Genomic DNA, 22,121 nt, shown 5'->3' with positions numbered 1-22,121 from the left:
AGCACGTTCTGCCTCAACTGCCCGCGCAACCGTCACCCGGCGATCAATTTGCGGCCGCGCTGTGTCCCGGCTTGTCTTCCGCTTGATATCCATCCGTTAGCGTATTCAAAAACGCGACCACGTCCTTGATTTCAGCCTCGTCGAGCGTCGGCTTGTCGCCCGGCTTGCGATCGAACGGCGGCTCGGTATTCAGATTGGCCCAGTAACGCTGCGGCAGATCGTCGAACTTCCGCACTTTGCCCTTCGAGACCGGATAAAACTTTTCCGGATTCGTGTCGCGTTGCGCATAAAAGCGCAGCACCTGATCCAGAGAATGATAGATGCCGTTGTGGAAGAAACTCTTCTTCAACGCGACGTTACGCAGCGTCGGCGTGCGGAAGATGCCACAAAATCCGTCGCGGCCTTTCAGGTCGGTGCGTTCCGGCCCGCATGCGCCGAGATCGTAGAAATGCGGATCGCGATTCACCGGCAGCGCGCGATTGCGCGGCACACCGATCGCAATCAGACCGAAGTCGCTGAACTGCGGCGGCGCGCCGTCCATGGTGCGCTGGCTGATGTGGCAGCTCGCGCAATTGCCCTTCTTTTCGTCGTTGAAGACTTGCAGACCGTGTAGCTCTGCCTGGGTCAATTGCGCTTTGCCCGCCAGATACGCGTCGTACTTGCTGGTGTACGGGTAAAAAAGCTCGGGCGTCTGCTCGAACGTTTCCAGCGCTTGCAGCACGGCTTTGAAGGTGGCGTCGTCGCTATCGAAAATATGCTCGCCGAATGCAGCGCGGAAAGCGTCGGCATACGGCGCGGCCTTCACGGCCGCTGTGACCTTCGCCGGTGTGCTGCCCATTTCGAACGACGACAGCAGCGGAATGCGCGCCTGGTCCGAGCCGCGGTCGACCCGGCCGTCCCACGTCAAACCGCCGGTCGGCCCGGCATCCACACTTTCGTCGCCTTCGTCGTCGGACTCGTGATAGTGCTCGGCGAACGCCGGCACCGATTGCAGATACTTGAGCGTCGGCGCGGCACGCATGCCGGTGCGATGCATGTCGTTGCCGCCCAGCTGCACCGACAGCGAATTCGCCGGCGAAAAGCCGTGATCGGGACTGTGGCACGAGGCGCAGGCCAGCTTGCCCGAACCGGACAGCGACGCGTCGAAGAACAACTGCTTGCCCACCGCTGTCATCTGCCGCACGGATTCGTAGACTTGTGCGCGAGTCTGGCCGGCTTCATGGGCAGTCACTTTCACGCTAGAGGCGGCGGCGGGACCGGTTGCCGTGCCCCCCGCTGCCGTCGAGCCAGAGTCGCACGCTGCCAGGGTCAGGGACATTGCCGCAAGCGCGATTGCCAGCACTGCACCCTTGCCCGCCGGCACCGCGCGCCGCAGCGCCCGGCGCTGACCCGCCGTATTCCGAATCCCCGTGAGACCAGGCCGCATATGAATGATGTGAGTTTGCGATATTGAAGTCCGCGAGCGTATTTCATCGACATGTCGTTTAAATGACATACAGCCGACGGAAATATCAAAACCCAAGCAATTTGTAATTAATTACATCTTTCTGTCAAAAACCTTGTTCAGACTTTCGCTCGCGGCCAGCCGTGTAAGGAACGCACGCAGCCCATCCCCAACGCGAGAGAGAGAACACTTACAAAATGAACAAAAAACTGATCTGCGCGACGCCTATCGCGATCGCAGCAGCGCTAAGTCTGTATGCGTGCGGCGGCGACAATGTCACCGCGCAACCGGACATCACGTCGATCAAGACGGTCGTGGTGATCTACGCGGAGAATCGCAGCTTCGACAATCTTTACGGCAACTTCCCGGGCGCCAACGGTGTGCAGAACGTGAGCGCGGCAAGCGCCACGCAGGTCGACCGTAACGGCACGCCGCTCGCCACGCTGCCGCAAGTATGGAACGGTCTGACGCAAACCGGCGTGACGCCGGCGGTGACGCAAGCGATGACGGCCAACCTGCCGAACAGCCCGTTCGCCATTGACGACCCGAAGGGCTTCAACACGCCGATCACGGCCACGACGCGCGATCTGTATCACCGCTTCTATGAAAACCAGATGCAGATCAATGGCGGCAAGAACGACAAGTTCGCCGCGTGGGCGGATTCCGGGGGCCTCGTCATGGGCCATTACACGCTCAACGCGGACAAGCTGCCGTTGTGGAAAATCGCCCAGCAATACACGCTGGCCGACAACTTCTTCATGGGCGCGTTCGGCGGCTCGTTCCTGAATCACCAGTGGCTGGTTTGCGCGTGCACGCCGACCTATCCGAATGCGGACAAGAGCCCGGCAGCGGGTTCGGTCTCGGCGGTCGAAAGCGACGGCGTCACGCTGAAGCTCGCGACCAACTCGCCGGCTTCGGCGCTGAGCGGCCCGCCGAAATATGTGCTCTCGGGAAACCTGACGCCCGACTTCTACGCGATCAATACGATGCAGCCGCCGTATCAGCCGAGCGGTAACAAGGCGGCTTCGGGCGGCGACGCCAACCTGGCCGACCCGACCGCGGCCACCACCCTGCCGGCCCAGACGCAACAGCATATCGGCGATCTGCTGAACAACGCGAAGGTATCGTGGGCGTGGTACGGCGGCGCGTGGGGCGCGGCGGTGTCGGCGGCACAAAGCGGCACGTCGAACGTGATCTACGGTGCAAATCTGACGGCGCCGAATTTCCAGCCGCATCACCAGCCGTTCAACTATTTCGCCGATCTCGCCCCAGGCTCCGCGAACCGTGCGCAGCATTTGCTCGACGGCGGCATGGCAGGTTCCGAGTTCATCAAGGCGATCGACAGCGGCACGCTGCCGCAAGTATCGTTCTACAAGCCGCAGGGCAACCTGAACGAGCATGCGGGTTACACCGACGTCGCGTCGGGCGACCAGCACATTGCCGACGTGATCTCGCACCTGCAGAAGAGCCCACAGTGGAACAACATGCTGGTGGTCGTGACGTATGACGAAAACGGCGGCTTCTGGGACCACGTGGCGCCGCCGAAGGCTGACCGTTGGGGTCCGGGCACGCGCATTCCGGCGCTGATCGTCTCGCCGTATGCGAAGAAGGGTTTCGTCGATCACACGCAATACGATACGACGTCGATTCTGCGCTTTATCACGCATCGCTTTTCGCTGCCGACGCTGCCTGGCATCGCCACGCGTGATGCGGCCCTGGTCAGCAACGGCGGCAAGCCGATGGGCGATCTGACGGCCGCGTTGAACATCAGGCAATAACCGGCCGGCGATAAACGGACCACTTGAGATCGGCGGTTGGACTGCCGGCCTCATGCGGTCCGCGATTCACGGAAAGACAAGGTCAGCAAGCAACAGTCCGCCGGATAATGGGACTTTGACGGGGCAGCTTCGGCTGCCCTTTTTTGTTTTCGCCGCGTGGAGAACAAGACGGCGCGCGACCCGCCATAGACCCGGGTGGCGACACGACGCGTTTTCATGAGCGGCGTATGCTTCGACGCAGGACGCGATCATTCCCGCCGATGGCGGCACGAAACCCTTAGCAACGTGTTGCAGGTTTGCCCATTCATCCAGGAGTTCGACAGCATGACTGAAAAAACCATCAAGGTCCCCGGGCCTGATCATCCGATTACAGTCGAGCCGGACAAAGCCCGTGTGGTGGTCACGGTCGCCGGCCGCGTGATCGCGGATACGCGCAATGCGCTCGTTCTGCGTGAGTCGTCGTATCCGGCGGTGTATTACATTCCGCGCAACGACGTCGAGATGGCGCTGCTGGAGCGCACCGATCAGACGACCTATTGCCCGTACAAGGGCGATTGCGCGTACTACAGCATTCCGATCGGTGGCGAGCGGGCAGTCAATGCGGTCTGGACCTACGAGTCGCCCTACGCAGCCGTCAAAGAGATCGCCCAGCATCTGGCGTTCTATCCGAACCGTGTCGATTCGATCGACGTTCAGCCGGCAGACTGAGCGGCAACGCGCATCGCAGCAGTGAGGCTTCGATGCGCGGCGCAAGCATGTGAAGTACGGCAGGAGGGACTCGAACCCCCCACCCTCGGCTTAGAAGGCCGATGCTCTATCCAGCTGAGCTACTGCCGTAATGAAGTGAGGCGATGCTGCACGAACGTGTACAACGTGCATCGCCCGCAATGAGAACCCGTATCGGGCATTGGACCCTGCGCAGCATCACGGTCACAGGGTTCGCGGAATACTGAAATTCTAACTGACCAGGCCGGAGACTGTGAAAATCTGATCCGGCTCGCAGCAACCCTGATTGCCCGCCACCGCGTCGCGTCACAAAACAAACGGGCCCGGCGAATTGAGCCGGGCCCGGATTATAACCGATCGCTTCTTACCTGCCAGTCGCACGCTCGCACTCAGCGCACAACCGCAGGCCTATCTGGCGCAATCAGACCGGCTGCGGATGCAGCATGAACCAGCCGAGGAACACGATCCCCGCGATCACGCAGTACACGCCGAACGAAGCCAGACGTCCGCGGCCTTCGAAATAACGCATCAGGAAACGCACGCTGAGATACGCGGCGATGGCGGTCAGCACGCCGCCGAGCAATGCGTCGGCGAGTTGGCCCGGCGCATGGAACAGTTTCGGCAGTTCGAGCACGCCGGCCGCGAAAATGATCGGCGTGCCGAGCAGGAACGAGAATTCGGCGGCCTTCTCGGTCGTCAGGCCGGCCGCATTGCCGGCGATCATCGTGAGACCGCTGCGCGAGAAGCCCGGAATCAACGCGCCGACCTGCGCGAGGCCGACGAAAAACGCCTGGCGGAAAGTGAGCTTCTCAGGCGCCCGATGCACGCGCGAACGTTGCAGACGATCGCCAAACCACAGCAGCACACCGTTCACGATCAGCGCGATTGCAACGATGCGCAGGTCGTGAAAAATCCGCTCGAGACGTTTCTCAAGGATCAGCCCGACGAGGCCCGCCGGAATCGTGCCGATGATAAGCGCCCACATCATGTGCGCGTTGTCATTGCTACGGCCGCCGAACGAAGCGAAGAAGCCACTCACCAATTCGTACCAGCGCTTGCGGAAGTACCACAGCAGCGCGAACGCCGTACCGAGATGCAATGCGACGAGGAATGGCAGCAACTGCGGTGCATGCTTGTCGATATGCATACCGAACAATGCGGGCACGAGCAGCGTGTGGCCGAGGCTGCTGACCGGAAACAGTTCAGTGACGCCTTGCAGCACGCTCAGGAAAATTAGAAACGTCAGGTTCACGCGGCGGTCCTTGTAAGGAAAATGTCGGGGAACAGCGCGCCGCAATACTCGACACACGGCGCGTCAAAAGCGCACCGATTATGCCTGGCTGCAAAGTCAGCGCCAAGCGTTTGAACCGCATTCAGGGAAATATTGATGCGCTGCGTCACAACTGGAAACCGTTGTTACGCCGCAGAAAGAGAAACGGGACGCCGCTGGCGGCCGCCCTGTCATCAAGAGGAATTTGACGCGTTGAACGCGCGAGACGCGTGCCGGGCTCGTCTAGACGGCCCAGCAGAACAGAAAGCCGAAGACTGGATCAGCGCTCGAGCTTGTAAAAGAAGTAGACAGTGCTTGCTGCGAACATACCGAACAGCGCCACACCCATTGCCATTGCGAGATCCATAACGCCTCCTGAGCCGGTCTCGCCCGGTCGTTGATTGACCGGGCAGTCAGCGGATTATCGACAAGAACGAGGCTTCTTCGACACCCGCAATTTCCCCAGAAGGGTTTCCCCGTAGCGGAAAGCAGCGCAAAATCGTGCTCTCGCGAGGTCGCCCTGCGGCGCCTTCAAACGTTCTAAACCCGCGTTCGAGGCACGCTCAGCTCACCTGTTGCTCGCATCCAAGCCGCAATCAAGCCGCACACAAACCGCACACAAACCGCATTCAAACCTTTATCAACCAGCCCATCGACCATGCCCCTCTCCCCGCAACAGGACATTCTCGAGATCGCCCAGGACGCCTCCGTGCTCCGTTTCGCGCCGCAAGCCGGTGGCCGTCTTCTGTCGTGGACCATCGACGACGAAGAGGTAATTCACTGGCCCGAGAACGCCGACTGGAGCCAGCCCGCGAGGATTCGCGGCGGCAACCCGCTGCTGTTTCCGTTTCTCGGCCGCCATCGTGTCGACGGCAAGATCGGCTACTGGCGTGATGCACAAGGCACGGTGCGCGAATTGCCGATGCACGGTTTTGCACGCGACCTGCCCTTCGAAGCCCACGCCGATGTTCACGGCGCCGGCTTGCGCATGATCCTCACCGACAGCGACGTGACACGCGGCGGCTATCCGTTCGGCTTCCGTTTCGAAGCAACGTACCAGCTCGTCGATACGCATACGCTGGACGTTACGCTGAGCACCACCAATACCGGCAACACGCGGCTGCCCTACTACGCGGGCCATCACTTCTATTTCACGCTGCCGCACACACAGCGCGCCGAGACCTCGCTGGAACTGCCGCGCACCGAACGGTGCTATCAGCAGGACGACGGCTCGATCAGCACGGCCGAGCCCGGCGCGCCGAGCTACACGCTCGACGAGGCACGCATTCACGACCGCTTCCATCGTCTCGCCGGTGCGCCGGACCAACCTGTGCGCCTTGTCGCGCCCGGCCTGAACCGGCTCATCACGATCGATCTGCAACGCCCGGGCTCGGTGCCCTGGTACGCGGTCACGACGTGGACCGAAGCCGCTACCTCGGACTTCTACTGCGTCGAGCCATGGCTGGGTCTGCCGGATGCGATCCACAACGGCATGGGACTGCGCTGGCTCGAAGCGGGACAAACCGAGACGGCTGCGCTCCGTATCAACATCAGCAAGCTGCGCTGATCGCGGGTTTTCCGTCTATCGCGACGTGCCGGGAACGCGGCGTTTCGCCACGTTCCCGGCCGTGCGCACCCTCCTCTGCATCCGTTTTTCGGATGCTGCAGCGCAAAACCGTTAGAATCGGACGCTTTGCATCTACCTGCCGCGTGATCGGGATCGGCGCGTGGCAGCGCTTTGCGAGGTCCAATGCGTAACACAACAAGAAAGTTGAAACGGCTCGCCTGCGCGTCGTTGCTGGCGGTACTCGCCGCCTGCGGGTCCGCTCCGGTGGGGCCAGGTTTTTACCGCGTCGAACGGGGCGATACGCTGTCGAAGATCGCGCGCAGCAACCGGCAGCCGGTGCAAAGCATCGTGCGCTGGAACAACTTGACCAACCCGGACAGCATCGAGGTCGGGCAGGTGCTGCGCGTCGCGCCGCCGGGGAACGTGGCGTCCACAAGCGGTGGTGCAGTCCGTAGCAGCGGTGCAGGCAGCGCGAGCGCATCGGCAGCGCCGCGCACGGCGCCCGCCGATAGCGCGCCGTCGTCCGCCCCGGCTTCGACGATCTCACTGGTCTGGCCGGCTGACGGCACGGTGATCCGGCGCTTCGACGGTGCCAACTCGAAGGGCATCGACATTTCGGCGACAGCGGGCACCCCGGTGGTCGCCGCGGCGCCCGGCACGGTGGTCTATGCGGGCAACGGCTTGCGCGGGTATGGCAACCTGCTGATCATCAAGCACAACGCCGATTATCTGACTGCCTACGCGCACAACCGCGCACTGCTCGTGAAGGAAGGTCAATCGGTCGCCCAAGGCGAGAAGATCGCCGAGATGGGCGACACGGATACCGATCGGGTCATGCTGCACTTCGAACTGCGCTATCAAGGCCGCTCGATCGACCCGTCGCGCGCGCTGCCGGCGCGCTAGCCCCAGCTGCAGGCACACGCCCTGCTGCTGTCGCGGGAACCGGGCGTACTATAAAACGCTCAATCCTATGCATGACGTGGCCTCGCGCCACGTCTCTCCCCGTTATCTGTAAGGAATTTGCAATGAAGAGCGCATTGGCGTCCTTAACAACGGCCGCAGCGATCGGCCTCGGCCTGTTGACGCTCGGCAGCCTCGGCGGCTGCTCCAGCACCACCACCATGACTTATCTGCCGAGCGGCGACACCGGCTTTGCGATCAACTGCAGCGGCAGTGATGCAAGCTCCAGTTGGGCTGAGTGCTACAAGCGCGCCGGTGAAGTCTGCGGCAACTATGGCTATGACGTCGTTTCGAAGGACGTCGACAACGGCGCCACCTCGGGCGGTTCGGTCGGCGGGATTTTCGGCGCGAACGTCAAGAACCGGTCGATGGTGATTCGCTGCAAGCAATGAAGACAAGTCAGCAACGCAATAAAGCAACGCCGTGACGCGGAACTGAACCCGCAATGACCGGGCAAAAAAATGCCCGGCACGAGGCCGGGCTAACGGGGGTTCGGCGCATATCGGCAAAGGACCGGTTCACCATGCGCCAGAACGGAATCTAACAACCGCCTTTTACAAGTGCAATCGATTAATTTCGCGAGCAATGTGACACGGCGTACGGAATCCGCATTATGTGAAGGAAAATGTCGGAAATAAGCGGGGTAAATACCCTCACGTTTTTCTTGCTAAACGCCCCGCCAACGTCGCATGAAAATTACGCGCGTTGCCCGCAATACCTTATTAATCAAGCACCTGCCCACACAAGACTGGAAAAGCCTGACGAAAGCCCTTTGACCAACCCCCGTTAGCCGCGCCCAGTATAATCCGGACGCTTAATGCATTGCGAACCTTTAGTGCGCCAACGCACCATACAGATGGTTTCGCGAATATTGAGCAACCGAATAAGCAGTCGCATTCCCTCACAACATATTCGCGAATAGCGAATAGATTAAAAATCTTCAGATCAACTGACGAATTGCGAAATTTAAAATCGGCTGATGTTGATGAATCGATAAATCGGATGATAAGCGCACGCATCCATTCGTTCAAGCTGGCCGAATGGCCAAAACCGGCCAGCTTGAAAACTGCAATCACATGACTCGCAGACCCAGTTCGGTCACGAGCACCGCCGCCTGCTGATGCGAAATCGTCGCGCCCTTGAAAAGCGCCGCATCGACGAGCCGCACGCCGCTCAGATCGGTCTCGCGCAAGTCCGCGCCGTCAAAGCGTGCGCCTTTAAGATGGGCATCCTTCAGACTGCCCCCCTCGAAGATCGCCTCGCGGAAATCGACACCGGCCAGATCGGCGTCGGAGAAATCGAGTTGCTGGAGCGTGGCCTTGCGAAACGACAAGCCACGCAAATGCGCGCCCACCAGCAAGGTTTCGACAAAGCTCAAACCGAGCGCCGTGCAGGCTTCGAAATTGGCGCCGGTCAACTTGCAACTGTGAAACGACGCCGAGGCGAGCTTGGCGCGCCGCCAGCTCGTGTTGTTCAGATCGCTCGACTGGAACGCCGCGTCGACCAGATCGGCCGATGCGAAATCCGCCTCGCGCCCGCGGCAACGGACCCAGCGGGTGTGCGACAGCATTGCGCCGAAAAACGACGTCTCGACAATCGTGCAACGATGAAATTCGGCGCCGCGCAGATCGAGTCGCGACAGATCGGCGCCTTCGAAATCGCAGTCGGTGAAATGGAGCGGCTCTTTATTCCCCGCCATGCTCGCGGCGATGAGGCGCTCCACGTCGGCGCGCGTGAGTGTGGCTTCGCTCACCCCGTGAGCTTGCGCGCCCGAAGCCGGCGCCGTTGTATCCAGTGACATGAAGGTTCAGAATGAATTTCGAAAGCCTCAAGCGTACCGGAACGCGCGCCGCCCTGGCGGTCCGCGCTGATGGTTTATAGTAACGGCCCCGTCAGAACCCGCTTACGATGACTTCCAACGACGCCACTCATAGCCCGCTGTACGCCAAGCTGCTCGCCGAAACCGCCAAAATCGGCTGGACCGAACTCGAACGCTTTTTCGCGCGCGGCATACTGCTGCGCGTTGCGAGCGACATCGATCTGGTGAGCGTCGCCGAGGCCATCGCCAGCGACGACACCACGCAGGTTACGCAATGGCTGTCTTCCGGCCTCGTCGAACGCGTGCAGGCTGAAACTGCCGCCGATTTCGCCGCGCGCGATCCCGATCTGTGGGCGGTGGTCGTCTCGCCATGGGTGTGCGTGCAGGAACGCCATTGAGCGACAGCGCACACGCCCCGGAGGAAGTCCCCCGCCCCGAAGGAAATCCCCTTGGGGGATTGGGAGACAGCGCGGCCGCAACGCCACCCGCTGTCCCTGTGCGCTGGCACCGCCGGGTGCTGACGCTGGCGTTCCCCATCGTCCTCGCCAATCTGACGCAGCCGATTCTCGGCGCGGTAGACACCGCCGTTGCCGGCCATCTGGACGGCGCGTCCTATCTCGGCGGCGTGGCGCTCGGCGGCCTGTTCTTCAACTTCGTGTTCTGGGGCTTCGGCTTCCTGCGCATGGGCACCACGGGCCTCGTCGCGCAAGCGCACGGCGCGGGCGACCATGCCGAGTTGCGCAACAACGTCGTGCGCGCGCTGTTGCTGGCGGCGGCGATCGGTGCTGCGGTGCTTCTGCTCCAAGGGCCGCTGATCGGCTACGCGTTGCGCCTGATCGGCGGCAGCGACGCGGTGCAGCGCCACGCACAGATCTACTGTCACGCGCGCATCTGGGCCGCGCCGCTCGCGCTCGGCAACTATGTGGTGCTCGGCTGGCTGCTCGGCACGCAGAAGGTGCGGCTCGCACTGCTCTCGCAAGTGTTCATCAACAGCGTGAACATCGCAGCGGTGCTCCTGTACGTGTACGCATTCGATTGGGGCGTGGCCGGCATCGGCGCGGCCACGGCCACGGCCGACGCACTCGGCTTCGTACTCGGCGCCGTCTTGTTGTGGCACGGCAGACCACGCGGTCTGCCTGCAATAAACCGCACCGCCCTCTTCGACGCTGCCGCGATCAAGCGTCTGGTGGTGCTGAATCGCGATATCTTCGTACGCACGCTCTGTCTGCTGTCGTCGTTCGGCTGGTTCGCGCATCTCGGCGCGAGGCAAGGTGACACCACGCTCGCCGCGAACGCGCTGCTGCTCAATTTTCAGACCTTCATGGCCTATGGACTCGACGGCTTCGCGCACGCCGCGGAAGCGCTGGTTGGCGCTGCGATCGGCGCGCGCGACCGGCACGCCTTCGCACAGGCCATCAAGGCGACGGCGTTGTGGTCCGCGCTCGGCGCACTGGGCTTCTCGCTGGTGTACTGGGGCGCGGGCTCATGGATCATCGAAGGTCTGACCAATCAGGCCGCCGTGCGCACCACGGCCGAGACGTATCTGCCATGGGCCGCGCTCTTGCCGGTGATCTCGGTGTGGGGTTTTCTGCTCGACGGCGTGTTCATCGGCGCCACTCGCACGCGTGAGCTCATGACGTCGATGGTGATTTCGTTTGCGGTGTTCGTCGCGGCTTCGTCGGCCTTGCTCGCGCTATACGGCAATCACGGTTTGTGGGCCGCGATGCTGGTCTTCATGGCCGCGCGCGGCGTGACGCTCGCGCGTTTTTTGCCAGGCGTCGTACGGGGCATGGCCGCCTAGCCGCTGCTTCAGCGCTCCGAGTATCTGCGCGGTGATGTTTTGTCCTGGGAACACGCAGGTTGTGCGCCGCCGCAGACGAATCACGCGTTTTGCACCCGTCCGCGCAACGCCGCACACAGTTACGGCTTGAAACAAGCGCATACATATTACGTGCGCCCGTCGCCCTAGAATAACGACAGCCCGCGCTCTCCGCGCGACTTGTCTGCGCGGGTCAGAAGCACCGGCGTGCCCGCGCCGGCGCTTCGCTTTCATTTCCAGAGCTGGCGCTCAGGGCGCGGGCGCGATGACCGGCGGCCGGTCGTCCGTAGGGACCCCGTGATAGTCGACGGGATCTTTCGGCGGCGGCCCGCCATGATGCCCGGAAGAATCGTTGGCACAGCCGGCGAGTCCGGCAGCCAGCATCAACGCAATCAATACAACGCGGTTCATAGACTCTCGATACAGAATGACAATAACGGCGACAAAGCGCCGAGAGTCTACCCGCAATTCGCAATCGACAATGTTGCGCTCAGCAGTCTCCCCCTCCCATTTTGTGACGCGTGACCTACTATAGAGGCACAGTTGCGTGTCATAGGAGACTGCCATGGACGCTGAATCGATCGCAGGTCTGATCGGACTTGCAATAGGACTGCTCGTGCTGCTCGCCCTGTCGATTTTTGAGTCGAGGACCTACAGGCGCGAACACGACGGCGAAGGCATGCTGCATCACTGGATCGCACACCAGCATATGCCGCACTGGATGCGGCGCCGGCATTGAGGGGACAAAGCTCGCCGACGCACATCCGGCGAGCGCGCACTGACGCGCAACCCTTTCTGCATGCTGCCGACGTTTGAGACGTTTTTTCATTCCGACGCAATTCGTGATTGACTCTGGCACCCAATGCCACGTAGAATCTCGGATTCGTCGGAGCGTAGCGCAGCCTGGTAGCGCATCTGATTTGGGATCAGAGGGTCGAAGGTTCGAATCCTTTCGCTCCGACCACGAAAAGCAATACGAAACCCGCGTCGCCTCCGGCTTCGCGGGTTTTTGCTTTTTGGCCGTCTGGTGTTCGCGGGCATCATGCGCACCGATGCGCAGACTCATGACTCATGGCCCGAGGGGGTTCACGCGGATTACATGCGGGCTTAACGAACGTTGCACGAGCGCTCGATACGCTGCGCCTCGGCATCTGCCTATCCGCCAACCTATGCCGAGATGTCCCGGCATACGTCCGCGCTTATACGCGCCGCCCGCGCCGCCGCCTTGTGCCCTTACGCGTGCGCATGCGCATGCGACAGTGATTGAAAATCCGGCACCGCGATTTACGCCGCAACCAGAGTCAAGGAGACCCGCATGAATCTGATCCTCTGGCGTCACGCCGAAGCTGAAGAGTTCGCCGCGAGCGATCTCGCCCGCGCGCTCACCACGCGAGGCCGCAAACAGGCGCAAAACGTCGCCAAATGGCTGCGCACCCGCTTGCCCGACGACGCAGTGGTCCTCGCGAGCCCTGCCGTGCGCACCATCCAGACCGCCGAAACCTTGAGCGACCAGTATCGCGTGGTGCGCGAACTCGCGCCTAACGCCAGCGCGGACGATGTGCTCAAGGCCGCCGGCTGGCCAAAAGGCATCGCGCAGACCGTTGTGATCGTCGGCCATCAACCGACGCTCGGCCACGTCGCGGCGCGTCTGCTTGGCAACAGCGAAGCGAGTTGGCCGCTGAAGAAAGCCGGCCTGTGGTGGATCGAAAGCCGTGAACGCGACGGCGACGACCAGGCCGTGCTGCGCGCGGCGATGAGCCCGGATCTGATCTAAGCCGGTCGCATCTGAGCCGATCGCACCTGGGCCGGTCGCACCTAAGCCGGTCGCACCTAAGCCGGTCGCACCTAAGCCGGTCGCACAGAAACAACACACTCCGTCGCGGCCCCCGACATTACAAGCCGCGCGCATGCGGCTTACGGGCCGTCATCCAATCGTCACGGCTCTGCCATGCGAGCGTCACCAGGCGTTACTACATTGGCGAAAAAAGAAATCTCCCTTTTTTCGACCAGGACGCCACATGCGAGAACTGCCGACGCCCACCCTGCCCCTGGCTTCGATCTTCGAAACGCGTCGCCTGCCGCGCGCCGAAGAGACGGTCACCGCCCAGCATCGCCTGCAAGTTACGTGGGCGCGCACCGACGAGGAACTGCGCGAGGCCCAGCGTCTGCGCTACCGTGTCTTCGCCGATGAAATGGGCGCACGCCTGTCCGGCCCGGCCGGCCTCGACGTCGATTCGTTCGATTCATACTGCGATCACCTGCTGGTGCGCGATCTCGACACGCTGAAAGTGGTCGGCACCTATCGCGCACTGCCGCCGCACCAGGCCGCCCGTATCGGACGCCTGTATGCCGAAAGCGAATTCGACGTGTCGCGCCTCACGCACCTGCGCGCGAAGATGGTCGAAGTGGGCCGCTCGTGCGTGCACCCGGACTATCGCAGCGGCTCGGTGATCATGTCGCTGTGGGCAGGGCTCGCCGCGTACATGAAGCACAACGGCTACGAGACGATGCTCGGCTGCGCAAGCGTCGCGATGGTCGACGGTGGCCACTACGCGGCGAATCTCTACTGCTCGCTGCGTGACAACGCGCTGACGGCGCCGGAATATCGCGCGTTCCCGCACACGCCGCTGCCGGTCGAAGAATTGCAGACCGGCGCCGACGTCGCACCGCCGCCGCTGGTGAAAGGCTATCTGCGCCTCGGTGCGAAGATTTGCGGCGCGCCGGCCTGGGATCCTGACTTCAACACGGCGGATTTTCTGACGCTGTTGCGTCTGACGGATATCAACGCGCGTTACGCGCGGCACTTCCTCGGCGATGCGTCGCCGCGCTAATTACCGCACAAACGGCCCGGCTCATTCAGCGGGCAACGACGCAAACAAAAAAGCCCGGCAGAACGAATTCCGCCGGGCTTTTTTCATTTGCAACGCGTGATGCTCAATCGTCCGTGTAGACCACGCGATACGGGATGCCGACCTTCTCCCACTCCGCAGCTTCCTGGATCAGGCTGTAGTCGGTCAGCGGATTGTTAGCCACCCACTCGTTCGGCAAACGCACCTCATAGCCGCCGTTGACCTGCGCGACCGCGATACCCGGCAAGCCGACATCGGCACGCCGGCGGCACAGCAGCGCCGCGAGCCGCAGACAGAACAGCAGCGGCCATTCCACTTCGCGTGTTTGCGACAGCTTGCCGAGCTTCCCCGCGTGGCCGAGCACCAGCGCGGCGAGCCGCGCCTGGTCGGTACGTGAAAAACCCGGCATGTCGGCGTTGCTGGCGATATAGGCCGAATGCTTGTGATAGGCGCTGTGGGAGATCGACAGTCCGATTTCGTGCAAGGCCGCCGCCCAGCCGAGGAACATGCGGTTCTCGGCACGGCGCTCTTCATCCGGTTCGGCAAACTGGTCGTAAAAGCGCACCGCGAGCTCACCGATACGCCCGGCTTGCGCACGATCCACGCCATAACGGCGCATGAAGCCTTCCGCCGTCAAGGTGCGCATGTCTTCGTGCTGCGCACGGCCCAGCAGGTCGTACAGCACGCCGAGGCGCAGCGCGCCATCTGTTGTATCGACGTAATCAACGCCGAGTTCGTCGAACACCGCGATCATGATCGACAGCCCACCGGCCAGCACCGGAATACGATCGGCCTTCAGCGCGACCAGCTTCAGACGATTGACGTTCTCCGCCTTGATCAGCGCGCGCTTGAGGCGCTCGAGCCCGCCGCGCGAGATGCCGTGCGTGACACCCGGATCGTTGAAGCCGTTTGCCTCGACCAGTTCGGCGAGCGCCCGTGCAGTGCCCGACGAGCCGATGGCCTGTTCCCACCCGGTTTTTTTGTATTCCGCGGAAATGATCTGGATTTCACGGCTCGCGGCGAGTTCGGCCTGGCGCATCGTGTATTCGTCGACATTGCCTGCCGGGAAGAATGCGCGGCTATGGCTCACGCAGCCGATATACAGACTCTCCATCTTGATCGGCGTGTAGTGCGAACCGATGATGAATTCCGTCGAGCCGCCGCCGATATCCACGACGAGACGCTTGCCCGCGCTCGCGGGCACGGAGTGTGCAGCCCCTGCATAAATCAGACGTGCTTCTTCACGCCCGGCAATCACTTCGATCGGGAAGCCGAGTGCGGCTTGCGCCTCGCCGAGAAATTCACCGGCGTTCTTGGCGATGCGCAGCGTGTTGGTGGCGACGGCGCGAACGTGATCGGGATGAAAGTCGCGCAGCCGCTCGCCGAAACGCTTGAGCGCATCCCAGCCGCGCACCTGCGAGGCGCGGTCGAGCATCTTGTCGCTCGACAGACCGGCAGCAAGACGCACCGGCTCGCGCAACGCGTCGACTTGATAGATCTGGCTGCCCGCGTCGGTTTCTTCGACCCGGCCCACGATCAGCCGGAAGCTGTTCGAACCGAGATCGACGGCAGCAAGAAGTTGTGGAGTTGTGACCATCGAGTAAGCGGACTCCATGCGCGCGTGCGCGGCGGCGTTGGACCCGGAAGGTGCCGGATGTCCATTGGATGCCTTGGGCGCCTTATGGCCGGCCGCGCTGTTCAAAGACGCCATTCTAAGCGTACCGGGCCTCACGATGTCGCCTCGCAGTAATGGGGGTGCCCTATGGTCCCATATGCACTGCGTCATAATTACGACACGCGACGAATACGGCGTACAATTTATAACATCGCGAATGTCATAACAACGTCATCATACTGTGAGAATTTCCGAGCGTCTTTTCGTCTCCCCTCCTGACATTCCATTCTCGCTGCCGATGTCCATCCGCTACCCCTTATTGAATCGCGAGCTGGGCATTCTGGGTTTCAACGAGCGTGTGTTGGCACAAGCTGCCGACCCTGCCGTCCCTTTGCTCGAACGCCTGCGCTTCATCTGCATTACCAGTAGCAACCTCGACGAATTCTTCGAAGTCCGCATGGCCGGACTGCAGGAACAGATGCGCGACAACCCCGGTGCGATGTCGCCCGACGGCATGTCGTTGCAGCACGTGTACGACCTCGTGGTCGAGCGCGCGCAGAGACTCGTGCATCGCCAGTACACCATGCTGAACGACACGGTGTTTCCCGCGCTCGAAACGGAAGGCATCTATTTTCACGGCACCGAAGCGTGGAACGAAGCGCAGACCGAATGGGCGCGCAACTACTTCTTCGACGAACTGCTGCCGGTGCTCACGCCGATCGGCCTCGATCCGGCTCACCCGTTTCCGCGTGTGCTTAACAAGAGCCTGAATTTCGTGGTCGAACTCGAAGGCAAGGACGCGTTCGGCCGCCAGGCGATGATGGGTATCGTGCAGGCGCCGCGTGCCTTGCCCCGGCTCGTGCGCATGCCGCAGGAACTGTCGGGCTATCCGCATGGTTTCGTGCTGCTGAGCTCGTTGCTGCAGCGCTTTGTCGGCGAACTGTTCCCGAATCTCGTGGTGCGCACCTGTAACCAGTTTCGCATCACGCGCAATAGCGAACTGTTTGTCGACGAAGACGAAATCACCAACCTGCGTGTCGCGTTGCAGGGCGAACTGCCGGCACGGCATCTGGGCAATGCGGTGCGGCTCGAAGTGTCGGCGGACACGCCCGCGCATGTCGTGCGGCGCCTGCTCGACGAAAGCAGCCTGACCACCAAGGATTGCTATTTCGCCAACGGCCCCGTCAATCTGGTGCGGCTGATGCAATTGCCGGAGATGGTGGACCGGCCCGACCTGAAGTTCGTACCGCACATCCCCGCGATTCCGCCGCAGATTTCCAACAGCGCCAGCATGTTCGACGTGATCGATCAGGGCGACGTGCTGCTGCATCATCCTTACGAGAGCTTTCAGCCGGTGCTCGAATTGCTGCTCCAGGCGGCTAAAGACCCGAACGTGATGGCGATCAAGCAGACCATCTATCGCACCGGCACCGACTCCCCGCTGATGGACGCGCTGATGCAAGCGGCGCGCAACGGCAAGGAAGTGACGGTGGTGGTCGAACTGCTCGCGCGCTTCGACGAAGAAACCAATATTAACTGGGCGTCACAGCTTGAAGCGGTGGGCGCGCATGTCGTCTACGGCGTCGTGGGCCACAAGTGCCACGCGAAGATGATGCTGATCGTACGGCGCGTATCGTCGGGCGGCAAGACCACGCTCAAGCGTTACGTGCACCTGGGCACCGGCAACTATCATCCGCGCACGGCGCGTCTTTATACCGACTTCGCGCTAATGACCGCCGATCAGAATATCTGCGAAGACGTGCACCACGTGTTCCAGCAATTGACCGGCATCGGCGGTGAACTGAAGCTGCATGAGTTGTGGCAGTCGCCGTTCACGCTGCATCCGAAACTGGTCGACGCAATTCGCGCGGAAGCGGAACACGCGCGTGCCGGCAAGAAGGCACGCATTGTCGCGAAGATGAACGCGCTGCTCGAACCCACCGTGATTGCCGAGCTGTACGAAGCATCGCAGGCCGGCGTGAAGATCGATCTGATCGTGCGTGGCGTGTGTTCGTTGCAACCGGGCGTGCCGGGTTTGTCGGAGAACATCACGGTGCGCTCGATCGTTGGGCGATTCCTCGAGCATCATCGCATCTTCTATTTCTACGACGAAGGCAAGGAACAGGTGTACCTGTCGAGCGCCGACTGGATGGACCGTAACTTCTTCCGGCGTGTGGAAGTGGCGTTTCCGATCAACAATCGTCGCTTGAAGCGGCGTGTGATTGCGGAAGGCCTGTCGGCGTTTCTCGGCGACAATCAGTCTGCGTGGCTGATGCAGAGCGACGGTCACTATCGGCGCCGGCGACCGGGCAAATCGTCGCGCAATGCGCAGATGAGTCTGCTGGGGAAATTCTGTTCGTGAGTTCGTGAGGGCGTGATTGCCTGATCGTGTTCGCACGCCGCTTAAGCTGCGGCACGCAATAAAAAAGCCCGCCTTTGCTACAGGCGGGCTTTTTTTTCAGGCCAATATTCCTAGACCGGCGCCGGTTGCCGGCGCGCCGTGCGGTACACCGGGAAGCGCACGGTGAACGTGCTGCCACGCCCCTCCTCGCTCTTCACGTCGAGCTGCGCATCGTGCCGCTGCAGCACATGCTTGACGATGGCAAGACCGAGGCCCGTACCGCCGGTGTCCCGTGAGCGGCTGCGGTCGACGCGATAGAAGCGCTCGGTCAGACGTGGAATGTCCGCGGCCGGAATTCCCAGGCCGCTATCCGCGACCGAAAAAACCGCGCTGCCGCCATTGGTGTGCCAGGTCACCGCGATCGCACCGCCGTCCGGCGTGTAGCGGATCGCATTGGTCACGAGGTTGCCAAGCGCGCTGAGTATTTCCGTTTCCACGCCGGTGACGGTGAGCCCTTCGTCGGCATCGAACACGATCTTGTGATGGTCGCTCGACAGGCTTTCAGCGTCATCCCTAAGATGGCGCAGGACCGCTCGCATATCGATCATCTGATCGCTCGGCGGCTTGTTGTCGCCTTCAAGTTTCGCGAGCACCAGCAGGTCATTGACGATATGACGCATGCGCGAGGCCTGCTGCTCCATCAGTTCGAGGTAGCGCCCGCGCTCGGCTTCGCTCAACGGCAGTTCCCGCATCGTCTCGAGAAAACCCGACAGCACGGTCAGCGGGGTCTTCAATTCATGCGAGACATTGGCGACGAAGTCACGCCGCATCGCGTCGGTACGTTCCAGCTCGGTGATATCTTGCGACAGCACCAGCTTGCGATTTTCGCCGTACGGAAACACCTGCACCGACAGCACGTTCTGGCGCTTGTCGCCCATGCCGCGCATGATCAGCATCTGTTCGTAGCGCTGCGAATTCAGATAGCGCACGAAATCGGGCTGACGCACCAGATGCGTGATGTGCTGGCGCAGATCCCGTTTCGCATCGAGTCCGAAATGAAGCTCGGAGATCGCGTTGCACCACTCGATCTGATCGTGATCGTCGAGCATCGCCACGCCGTTCGGCGAAGCCTGGATCGCCTGGATGAAACGCGAATGCTGCTGCTCGACCTGACGCACCTGCGCATGCCAGCGCTTCGCAAGCTTATGCAAACGGTAGTAGATTTCGCCCCAGATGCCGGGGGCGCTCGGCACTTCACCGTAGACCGGTGCGTCGAGCAGACGCCACAAACGCTGCTTGTGAAAGGTGCTGAAAAGGCTCTGCGCGAGCAGCATGACAATCGCGAGGATCAGCCCTGCCTTGACGTTCACGAGTGCGCCGACCACCACGCACAGAACAGCCAGCAGCACGACCGACACGATGGAGCGCGCCCAGATGATGTTCATGTTCTAGCGATCGAAGAGAAAAACGTACACGCCGGCATCTGAAAAACGCGGCGCCTGACGTGACCCGGTAACCCGGTAACCGAGCTAACCGACGCGACCTATATGACGTATGCGACAACCGTGACGCGCTCAGCTAAAGCAGCGCCACTCGCACTACCGCAGAGTCAGGCGCTCTTCGCGAGCCGGTAGCCGCTGCCGCGTACCGTCTCAATCATAGCATCGCACCCCGCCGGCTTGAGCGCCGCGCGCAGACGCTTGATGTGCACGTCCACCGTGCGCTCTTCGACGAACACGTGGTCGCCCCACACCTGATCGAGCAGTTGCGTGCGGCTGTGCACGCGCTCCGGGTGCGTCATGAAGAAGTGCAACAGACGGAATTCAGTCGGGCCGAGATCGAGCTTGATCTCGCTGCCTTCCGCATGGGCGGCCACGCGGTGCGTCGCCGGATCGAGCTTCAGTCCGTTGATCGCGACCAGGTCTTCGGTCAACTGCGGGGCGCGGCGGCGCAGCACCGCCTTGATACGCGCCATCAGTTCCTTCGGCGAAAACGGCTTGGTGACGTAGTCGTCAGCACCGATTTCGAGGCCGAGCACCTTGTCCTGTTCATCGCCGCGCGCGGTCAGCATGATGATCGGGATGTGCTTGGTGCGCTCGTTGTTGCGCAGATCGCGGGCGAACGCAATACCTGACTTGCCCGGCAACATCCAGTCGAGCAGAACGAGGTCGGGCAGTACGTCGCTGATCAGGTTCTGCGCCTGCTCCGCGTTGTACGCGCGAATCGGGCAGTGTCCGGCGTGTTGAAGATTGACCGAAATCAATTCGGAAATCGCGGGCTCATCTTCAATGACGAGAATGCTGCTGGGCATCGGCACCTCTGTTCCTTATCTCTGGATTAACTGAGTGCTTCGCGTTCGAGCGCGTCGCGCGACTTGTGCCGCACGTCGGTGCCCTTGACGATGTAAATGATGAACTCGGCAATGTTCTTCGCGTGATCGCCGATCCGTTCGATCGCCTTGGCGATGAACAGGAAATCGAGGCCCACCGAAATCGACCGCGGATCTTCAGTCATGTACGAAATCAGCTTGCGAACGAAAGCTCGGAATTCTTCGTCGATCGCCTTGTCGTCGCGCACGATCTGCGCGGCGGCCACCGTGTCCAGACGCGCAAATGCGTCCAGCGCGCGGCGCAGAATCGACACCGCCATTTCCCCCGACAATTTGATCTCGGCGATGTTGATGGTGCGCGAGGCGCCGTCTTCCATCAGGCGCTTGGTGCGCTTGGCGATTTTTTCAGCTTCGTCGCCGGCGCGTTCGAGATTCGTGATGGTCTTCGAAATCGCGATCAGGAGGCGCAAGTCGCGCGCGGCCGGCTGACGGCGCGCGATGATGTTGCTGCACTCTTCGTCGATCTCGACTTCCATCGTGTTCAGGCGCTCTTCGGCCGCGATCACCTGTTCGGCGATTTCGAGGTCGAAGTTGTTGAGCGCGATCATCGCGTTGACGATCTGCGACTCGACCAGACCGCCCATTTCAAGGACTTTCGAAGAAACAAGGTTCAGGTCGGCGTCGAACTGGCTGGACAGATGCTTATCGGACATGTCGTACTCCGTTGTTTTTGCTCGTCGACGGCTTAGCCGAAGCGGCCGGTGATGTAGTCCTCGGTTTCCTTGCGGAGCGGCTTGATGAAGATCTTTTCGGTGTCGCCGAATTCGATCAGTTCGCCGAGGTACATATAGGCAGTGTAGTCCGAACAGCGCGCAGCCTGCTGCATGTTGTGAGTGACGATCACCACCGTGTAATCGCTCTTCAATTCAGCGATCAACTCTTCGATACGGCCCGTGGAAATCGGGTCCAGCGCGGAGCACGGCTCGTCGAGCAGCAGCACTTCGGGACGGATCGCAATACCGCGCGCGATACACAGGCGCTGCTGCTGGCCGCCGGACAACCCATAGCCGCTCTGGCCCAATTTGTCCTTCACTTCGTTCCACAGCGCGGCCTTGGTCAGCGCCCATTCCACGCGATCGTCCATTTCCGAGCGCGGCAGCGTTTCGAACATCTTCACGCCGAACGCGATGTTGTCGTAGATCGACATCGGAAACGGCGTCGGCTTCTGGAACACCATGCCGATCCGCGCGCGCAGCAGCGAAATATCGCGCTTGGAGGTCAGCAGGTTTTCGCCGTCCATCAGGATCTCGCCTTCGGCGCGTTGCTCCGGATAGAGCGCGTACATCTTGTTGAGCGTACGCAGCAAGGTGGACTTGCCGCAACCCGACGGGCCGATGAACGCGGTCACCTTGCCTTCGGGGATACGCAGATTGATGTTCTTCAACGCGTGATACTTCCCGTAGAAGAAGTTCAGGTCGTTGATCTCGATCTTCGGACTCGACGGCGCTTGCGCCTGACCGCTTTGGGCGGGATCGAAACCGGCGGGCGCCGTCGGACGCGCGGTCGGATTGATTTGAGTTTCTGCCATATTCATCGGATTAGAC

Annotated in this window: 20 protein-coding genes and 2 tRNA genes; 12 read left to right on the top strand and 10 right to left on the bottom strand. The window is 61.6% G+C overall.

Going from position 1 to position 22,121, the window contains the following annotated elements:
* Positions 1–43: 43 nt before the first annotated feature.
* Positions 44–1,426: a cytochrome-c peroxidase gene (locus tag KHO23_RS04745; protein WP_211609889.1), complete on the bottom strand. Its 1,383-nt coding sequence runs from the start codon at positions 1,424–1,426 to the stop codon at positions 44–46.
* A gap of 215 nt (positions 1,427–1,641) precedes the next feature.
* Here KHO23_RS04745 and KHO23_RS04740 point away from each other — a divergent pair, with 215 nt between their 5' ends.
* Both KHO23_RS04740 and KHO23_RS04735 read left to right on the top strand, forming a co-directional pair.
* Entirely contained in the window at positions 1,642–3,222 is a 1,581-nt protein-coding gene (locus tag KHO23_RS04740) for an acid phosphatase (RefSeq protein WP_211609888.1), read from the top strand.
* A gap of 324 nt (positions 3,223–3,546) precedes the next feature.
* Positions 3,547–3,930, top strand: a complete 384-nt coding sequence (locus KHO23_RS04735) for a DUF427 domain-containing protein (RefSeq protein ID WP_211609887.1) — start codon at positions 3,547–3,549, stop codon at positions 3,928–3,930.
* Positions 3,931–3,985: 55 nt separating this feature from the next.
* On the opposite strand, the gene KHO23_RS04730 is transcribed toward KHO23_RS04735, so the two are convergent.
* Positions 3,986–4,059: transfer RNA gene (locus KHO23_RS04730), tRNA-Arg, on the bottom strand.
* A 310-nt stretch (positions 4,060–4,369) separates the two neighbouring features.
* Positions 4,370–5,200 carry an undecaprenyl-diphosphate phosphatase gene (locus KHO23_RS04725; protein WP_211609886.1) on the bottom strand — a complete coding sequence of 277 codons (831 nt, stop codon included), beginning with the start codon at positions 5,198–5,200 and terminating at the stop codon, positions 4,370–4,372.
* Between the two features lie 676 nt (positions 5,201–5,876).
* On the opposite strand from KHO23_RS04725, the gene KHO23_RS04720 reads away from it, so the two are divergent.
* From KHO23_RS04720 to KHO23_RS04710, 3 genes are all read left to right on the top strand, one after another.
* Positions 5,877–6,785, top strand: a complete 909-nt coding sequence (locus tag KHO23_RS04720; RefSeq protein ID WP_211609885.1) for an aldose epimerase family protein — start codon at positions 5,877–5,879, stop codon at positions 6,783–6,785.
* A gap of 183 nt (positions 6,786–6,968) precedes the next feature.
* Positions 6,969–7,688 carry a peptidoglycan DD-metalloendopeptidase family protein gene (locus KHO23_RS04715; RefSeq protein WP_211609884.1) on the top strand — a complete coding sequence of 240 codons (720 nt, stop codon included), beginning with the start codon at positions 6,969–6,971 and terminating at the stop codon, positions 7,686–7,688.
* A gap of 122 nt (positions 7,689–7,810) precedes the next feature.
* The gene (locus tag KHO23_RS04710) at positions 7,811–8,137 is read left to right on the top strand and encodes a hypothetical protein (RefSeq protein ID WP_211609883.1); all 327 of its coding nucleotides are present in this window, start codon (positions 7,811–7,813) and stop codon (positions 8,135–8,137) included.
* Between the two features lie 680 nt (positions 8,138–8,817).
* Here the strand turns inward: KHO23_RS04710 and KHO23_RS04705 are convergent.
* The gene (locus KHO23_RS04705) at positions 8,818–9,546 is read right to left on the bottom strand and encodes a pentapeptide repeat-containing protein (protein WP_211609882.1); all 729 of its coding nucleotides are present in this window, start codon (positions 9,544–9,546) and stop codon (positions 8,818–8,820) included.
* 107 nt (positions 9,547–9,653) lie between these two features.
* Here KHO23_RS04705 and KHO23_RS04700 point away from each other — a divergent pair, with 107 nt between their 5' ends.
* Positions 9,654–9,962, top strand: a complete 309-nt coding sequence (locus tag KHO23_RS04700; RefSeq protein WP_211609881.1) for a DUF2288 domain-containing protein — start codon at positions 9,654–9,656, stop codon at positions 9,960–9,962.
* A 59-nt stretch (positions 9,963–10,021) separates the two neighbouring features.
* Entirely contained in the window at positions 10,022–11,365 is a 1,344-nt protein-coding gene (locus KHO23_RS04695; RefSeq protein ID WP_236066733.1) for an MATE family efflux transporter, read from the top strand.
* A gap of 267 nt (positions 11,366–11,632) precedes the next feature.
* Here KHO23_RS04695 and KHO23_RS04690 read toward each other — a convergent pair whose 3' ends face one another.
* Positions 11,633–11,794 (bottom strand): hypothetical protein, encoded by a 162-nt coding sequence (locus KHO23_RS04690; RefSeq protein WP_211609879.1) that lies wholly within the window; start codon positions 11,792–11,794, stop codon positions 11,633–11,635.
* A 154-nt stretch (positions 11,795–11,948) separates the two neighbouring features.
* Between KHO23_RS04690 and KHO23_RS04685 the strand changes: the two genes are divergently transcribed.
* The 4 genes from KHO23_RS04685 (at position 11,949) to KHO23_RS04670 (ending at position 14,214) form a co-directional block, all read left to right on the top strand.
* On the top strand, positions 11,949–12,122 hold the full coding sequence (locus KHO23_RS04685) for a hypothetical protein (RefSeq protein ID WP_183081991.1): 174 nt from the start codon (positions 11,949–11,951) through the stop codon (positions 12,120–12,122).
* A gap of 148 nt (positions 12,123–12,270) precedes the next feature.
* Positions 12,271–12,347 (top strand) — tRNA-Pro (locus KHO23_RS04680).
* A 351-nt stretch (positions 12,348–12,698) separates the two neighbouring features.
* Positions 12,699–13,157, top strand: coding sequence for a phosphohistidine phosphatase SixA (gene sixA / locus KHO23_RS04675; RefSeq protein WP_211609878.1), 459 nt, complete (start codon positions 12,699–12,701; stop codon positions 13,155–13,157).
* 244 nt (positions 13,158–13,401) lie between these two features.
* Positions 13,402–14,214: a GNAT family N-acetyltransferase gene (locus tag KHO23_RS04670; RefSeq protein WP_211609877.1), complete on the top strand. Its 813-nt coding sequence runs from the start codon at positions 13,402–13,404 to the stop codon at positions 14,212–14,214.
* Between the two features lie 103 nt (positions 14,215–14,317).
* Here the strand turns inward: KHO23_RS04670 and ppx are convergent, their stop codons facing one another.
* Positions 14,318–15,943, bottom strand: coding sequence for an exopolyphosphatase (gene ppx, locus KHO23_RS04665; protein WP_211609876.1), 1,626 nt, complete (start codon positions 15,941–15,943; stop codon positions 14,318–14,320).
* Between the two features lie 202 nt (positions 15,944–16,145).
* Here ppx and ppk1 point away from each other — a divergent pair, with 202 nt between their 5' ends.
* A complete protein-coding gene (gene ppk1 / locus KHO23_RS04660; RefSeq protein WP_211609875.1) occupies positions 16,146–18,209 on the top strand; it encodes a polyphosphate kinase 1 in 2,064 nt (687 codons plus the stop codon).
* Between the two features lie 110 nt (positions 18,210–18,319).
* On the opposite strand, the gene phoR is transcribed toward ppk1, so the two are convergent.
* From phoR to pstB, 4 genes are all read right to left on the bottom strand, one after another.
* Positions 18,320–19,633 carry a phosphate regulon sensor histidine kinase PhoR gene (phoR, locus tag KHO23_RS04655; RefSeq protein WP_211609874.1) on the bottom strand — a complete coding sequence of 438 codons (1,314 nt, stop codon included), beginning with the start codon at positions 19,631–19,633 and terminating at the stop codon, positions 18,320–18,322.
* Between the two features lie 164 nt (positions 19,634–19,797).
* Positions 19,798–20,499 (bottom strand): phosphate regulon transcriptional regulator PhoB, encoded by a 702-nt coding sequence (gene phoB, locus KHO23_RS04650; protein ID WP_028199153.1) that lies wholly within the window; start codon positions 20,497–20,499, stop codon positions 19,798–19,800.
* A gap of 26 nt (positions 20,500–20,525) precedes the next feature.
* The gene (phoU, locus tag KHO23_RS04645) at positions 20,526–21,230 is read right to left on the bottom strand and encodes a phosphate signaling complex protein PhoU (RefSeq protein ID WP_211609873.1); all 705 of its coding nucleotides are present in this window, start codon (positions 21,228–21,230) and stop codon (positions 20,526–20,528) included.
* Between the two features lie 32 nt (positions 21,231–21,262).
* Entirely contained in the window at positions 21,263–22,111 is an 849-nt protein-coding gene (pstB, locus tag KHO23_RS04640; RefSeq protein ID WP_211609872.1) for a phosphate ABC transporter ATP-binding protein PstB, read from the bottom strand.
* Positions 22,112–22,121 lie beyond the last annotated feature (10 nt).

Origin of the sequence: Paraburkholderia haematera (assembly GCF_905220975.1) — a bacterium.
Lineage (GTDB): Bacteria > Pseudomonadota > Gammaproteobacteria > Burkholderiales > Burkholderiaceae > Paraburkholderia > Paraburkholderia haematera.
Note: the sequence above shows the minus strand (reverse complement) of the source record. Positions and strands in the feature narration are given on the sequence as shown.

What these genes read in the sequence shown, in the direction of transcription:
- KHO23_RS04740 (WP_211609888.1), top strand. Translation starts at nt 1,642, where the DNA reads ATGAACAAAAAACTGATCTGCGCGACGCCTATCGCGATCGCAGCAGCG.
- ppk1 (WP_211609875.1), top strand. Translation starts at nt 16,146, where the DNA reads ATGTCCATCCGCTACCCCTTATTGAATCGCGAGCTGGGCATTCTGGGT.
- KHO23_RS04670 (WP_211609877.1), top strand. Translation starts at nt 13,402, where the DNA reads ATGCGAGAACTGCCGACGCCCACCCTGCCCCTGGCTTCGATCTTCGAA.
- phoB (WP_028199153.1), bottom strand. Translation starts at nt 20,499, where the DNA reads ATGCCCAGCAGCATTCTCGTCATTGAAGATGAGCCCGCGATTTCCGAA.
- KHO23_RS04715 (WP_211609884.1), top strand. Translation starts at nt 6,969, where the DNA reads ATGCGTAACACAACAAGAAAGTTGAAACGGCTCGCCTGCGCGTCGTTG.
- KHO23_RS04735 (WP_211609887.1), top strand. Translation starts at nt 3,547, where the DNA reads ATGACTGAAAAAACCATCAAGGTCCCCGGGCCTGATCATCCGATTACA.
- KHO23_RS04705 (WP_211609882.1), bottom strand. Translation starts at nt 9,546, where the DNA reads ATGTCACTGGATACAACGGCGCCGGCTTCGGGCGCGCAAGCTCACGGG.
- ppx (WP_211609876.1), bottom strand. Translation starts at nt 15,943, where the DNA reads ATGGCGTCTTTGAACAGCGCGGCCGGCCATAAGGCGCCCAAGGCATCC.
- KHO23_RS04710 (WP_211609883.1), top strand. Translation starts at nt 7,811, where the DNA reads ATGAAGAGCGCATTGGCGTCCTTAACAACGGCCGCAGCGATCGGCCTC.
- KHO23_RS04745 (WP_211609889.1), bottom strand. Translation starts at nt 1,426, where the DNA reads ATGCGGCCTGGTCTCACGGGGATTCGGAATACGGCGGGTCAGCGCCGG.
- sixA (WP_211609878.1), top strand. Translation starts at nt 12,699, where the DNA reads ATGAATCTGATCCTCTGGCGTCACGCCGAAGCTGAAGAGTTCGCCGCG.
- KHO23_RS04690 (WP_211609879.1), bottom strand. Translation starts at nt 11,794, where the DNA reads ATGAACCGCGTTGTATTGATTGCGTTGATGCTGGCTGCCGGACTCGCC.
- pstB (WP_211609872.1), bottom strand. Translation starts at nt 22,111, where the DNA reads ATGAATATGGCAGAAACTCAAATCAATCCGACCGCGCGTCCGACGGCG.
- KHO23_RS04700 (WP_211609881.1), top strand. Translation starts at nt 9,654, where the DNA reads ATGACTTCCAACGACGCCACTCATAGCCCGCTGTACGCCAAGCTGCTC.
- KHO23_RS04720 (WP_211609885.1), top strand. Translation starts at nt 5,877, where the DNA reads ATGCCCCTCTCCCCGCAACAGGACATTCTCGAGATCGCCCAGGACGCC.
- phoU (WP_211609873.1), bottom strand. Translation starts at nt 21,230, where the DNA reads ATGTCCGATAAGCATCTGTCCAGCCAGTTCGACGCCGACCTGAACCTT.
- phoR (WP_211609874.1), bottom strand. Translation starts at nt 19,633, where the DNA reads ATGAACATCATCTGGGCGCGCTCCATCGTGTCGGTCGTGCTGCTGGCT.
- KHO23_RS04685 (WP_183081991.1), top strand. Translation starts at nt 11,949, where the DNA reads ATGGACGCTGAATCGATCGCAGGTCTGATCGGACTTGCAATAGGACTG.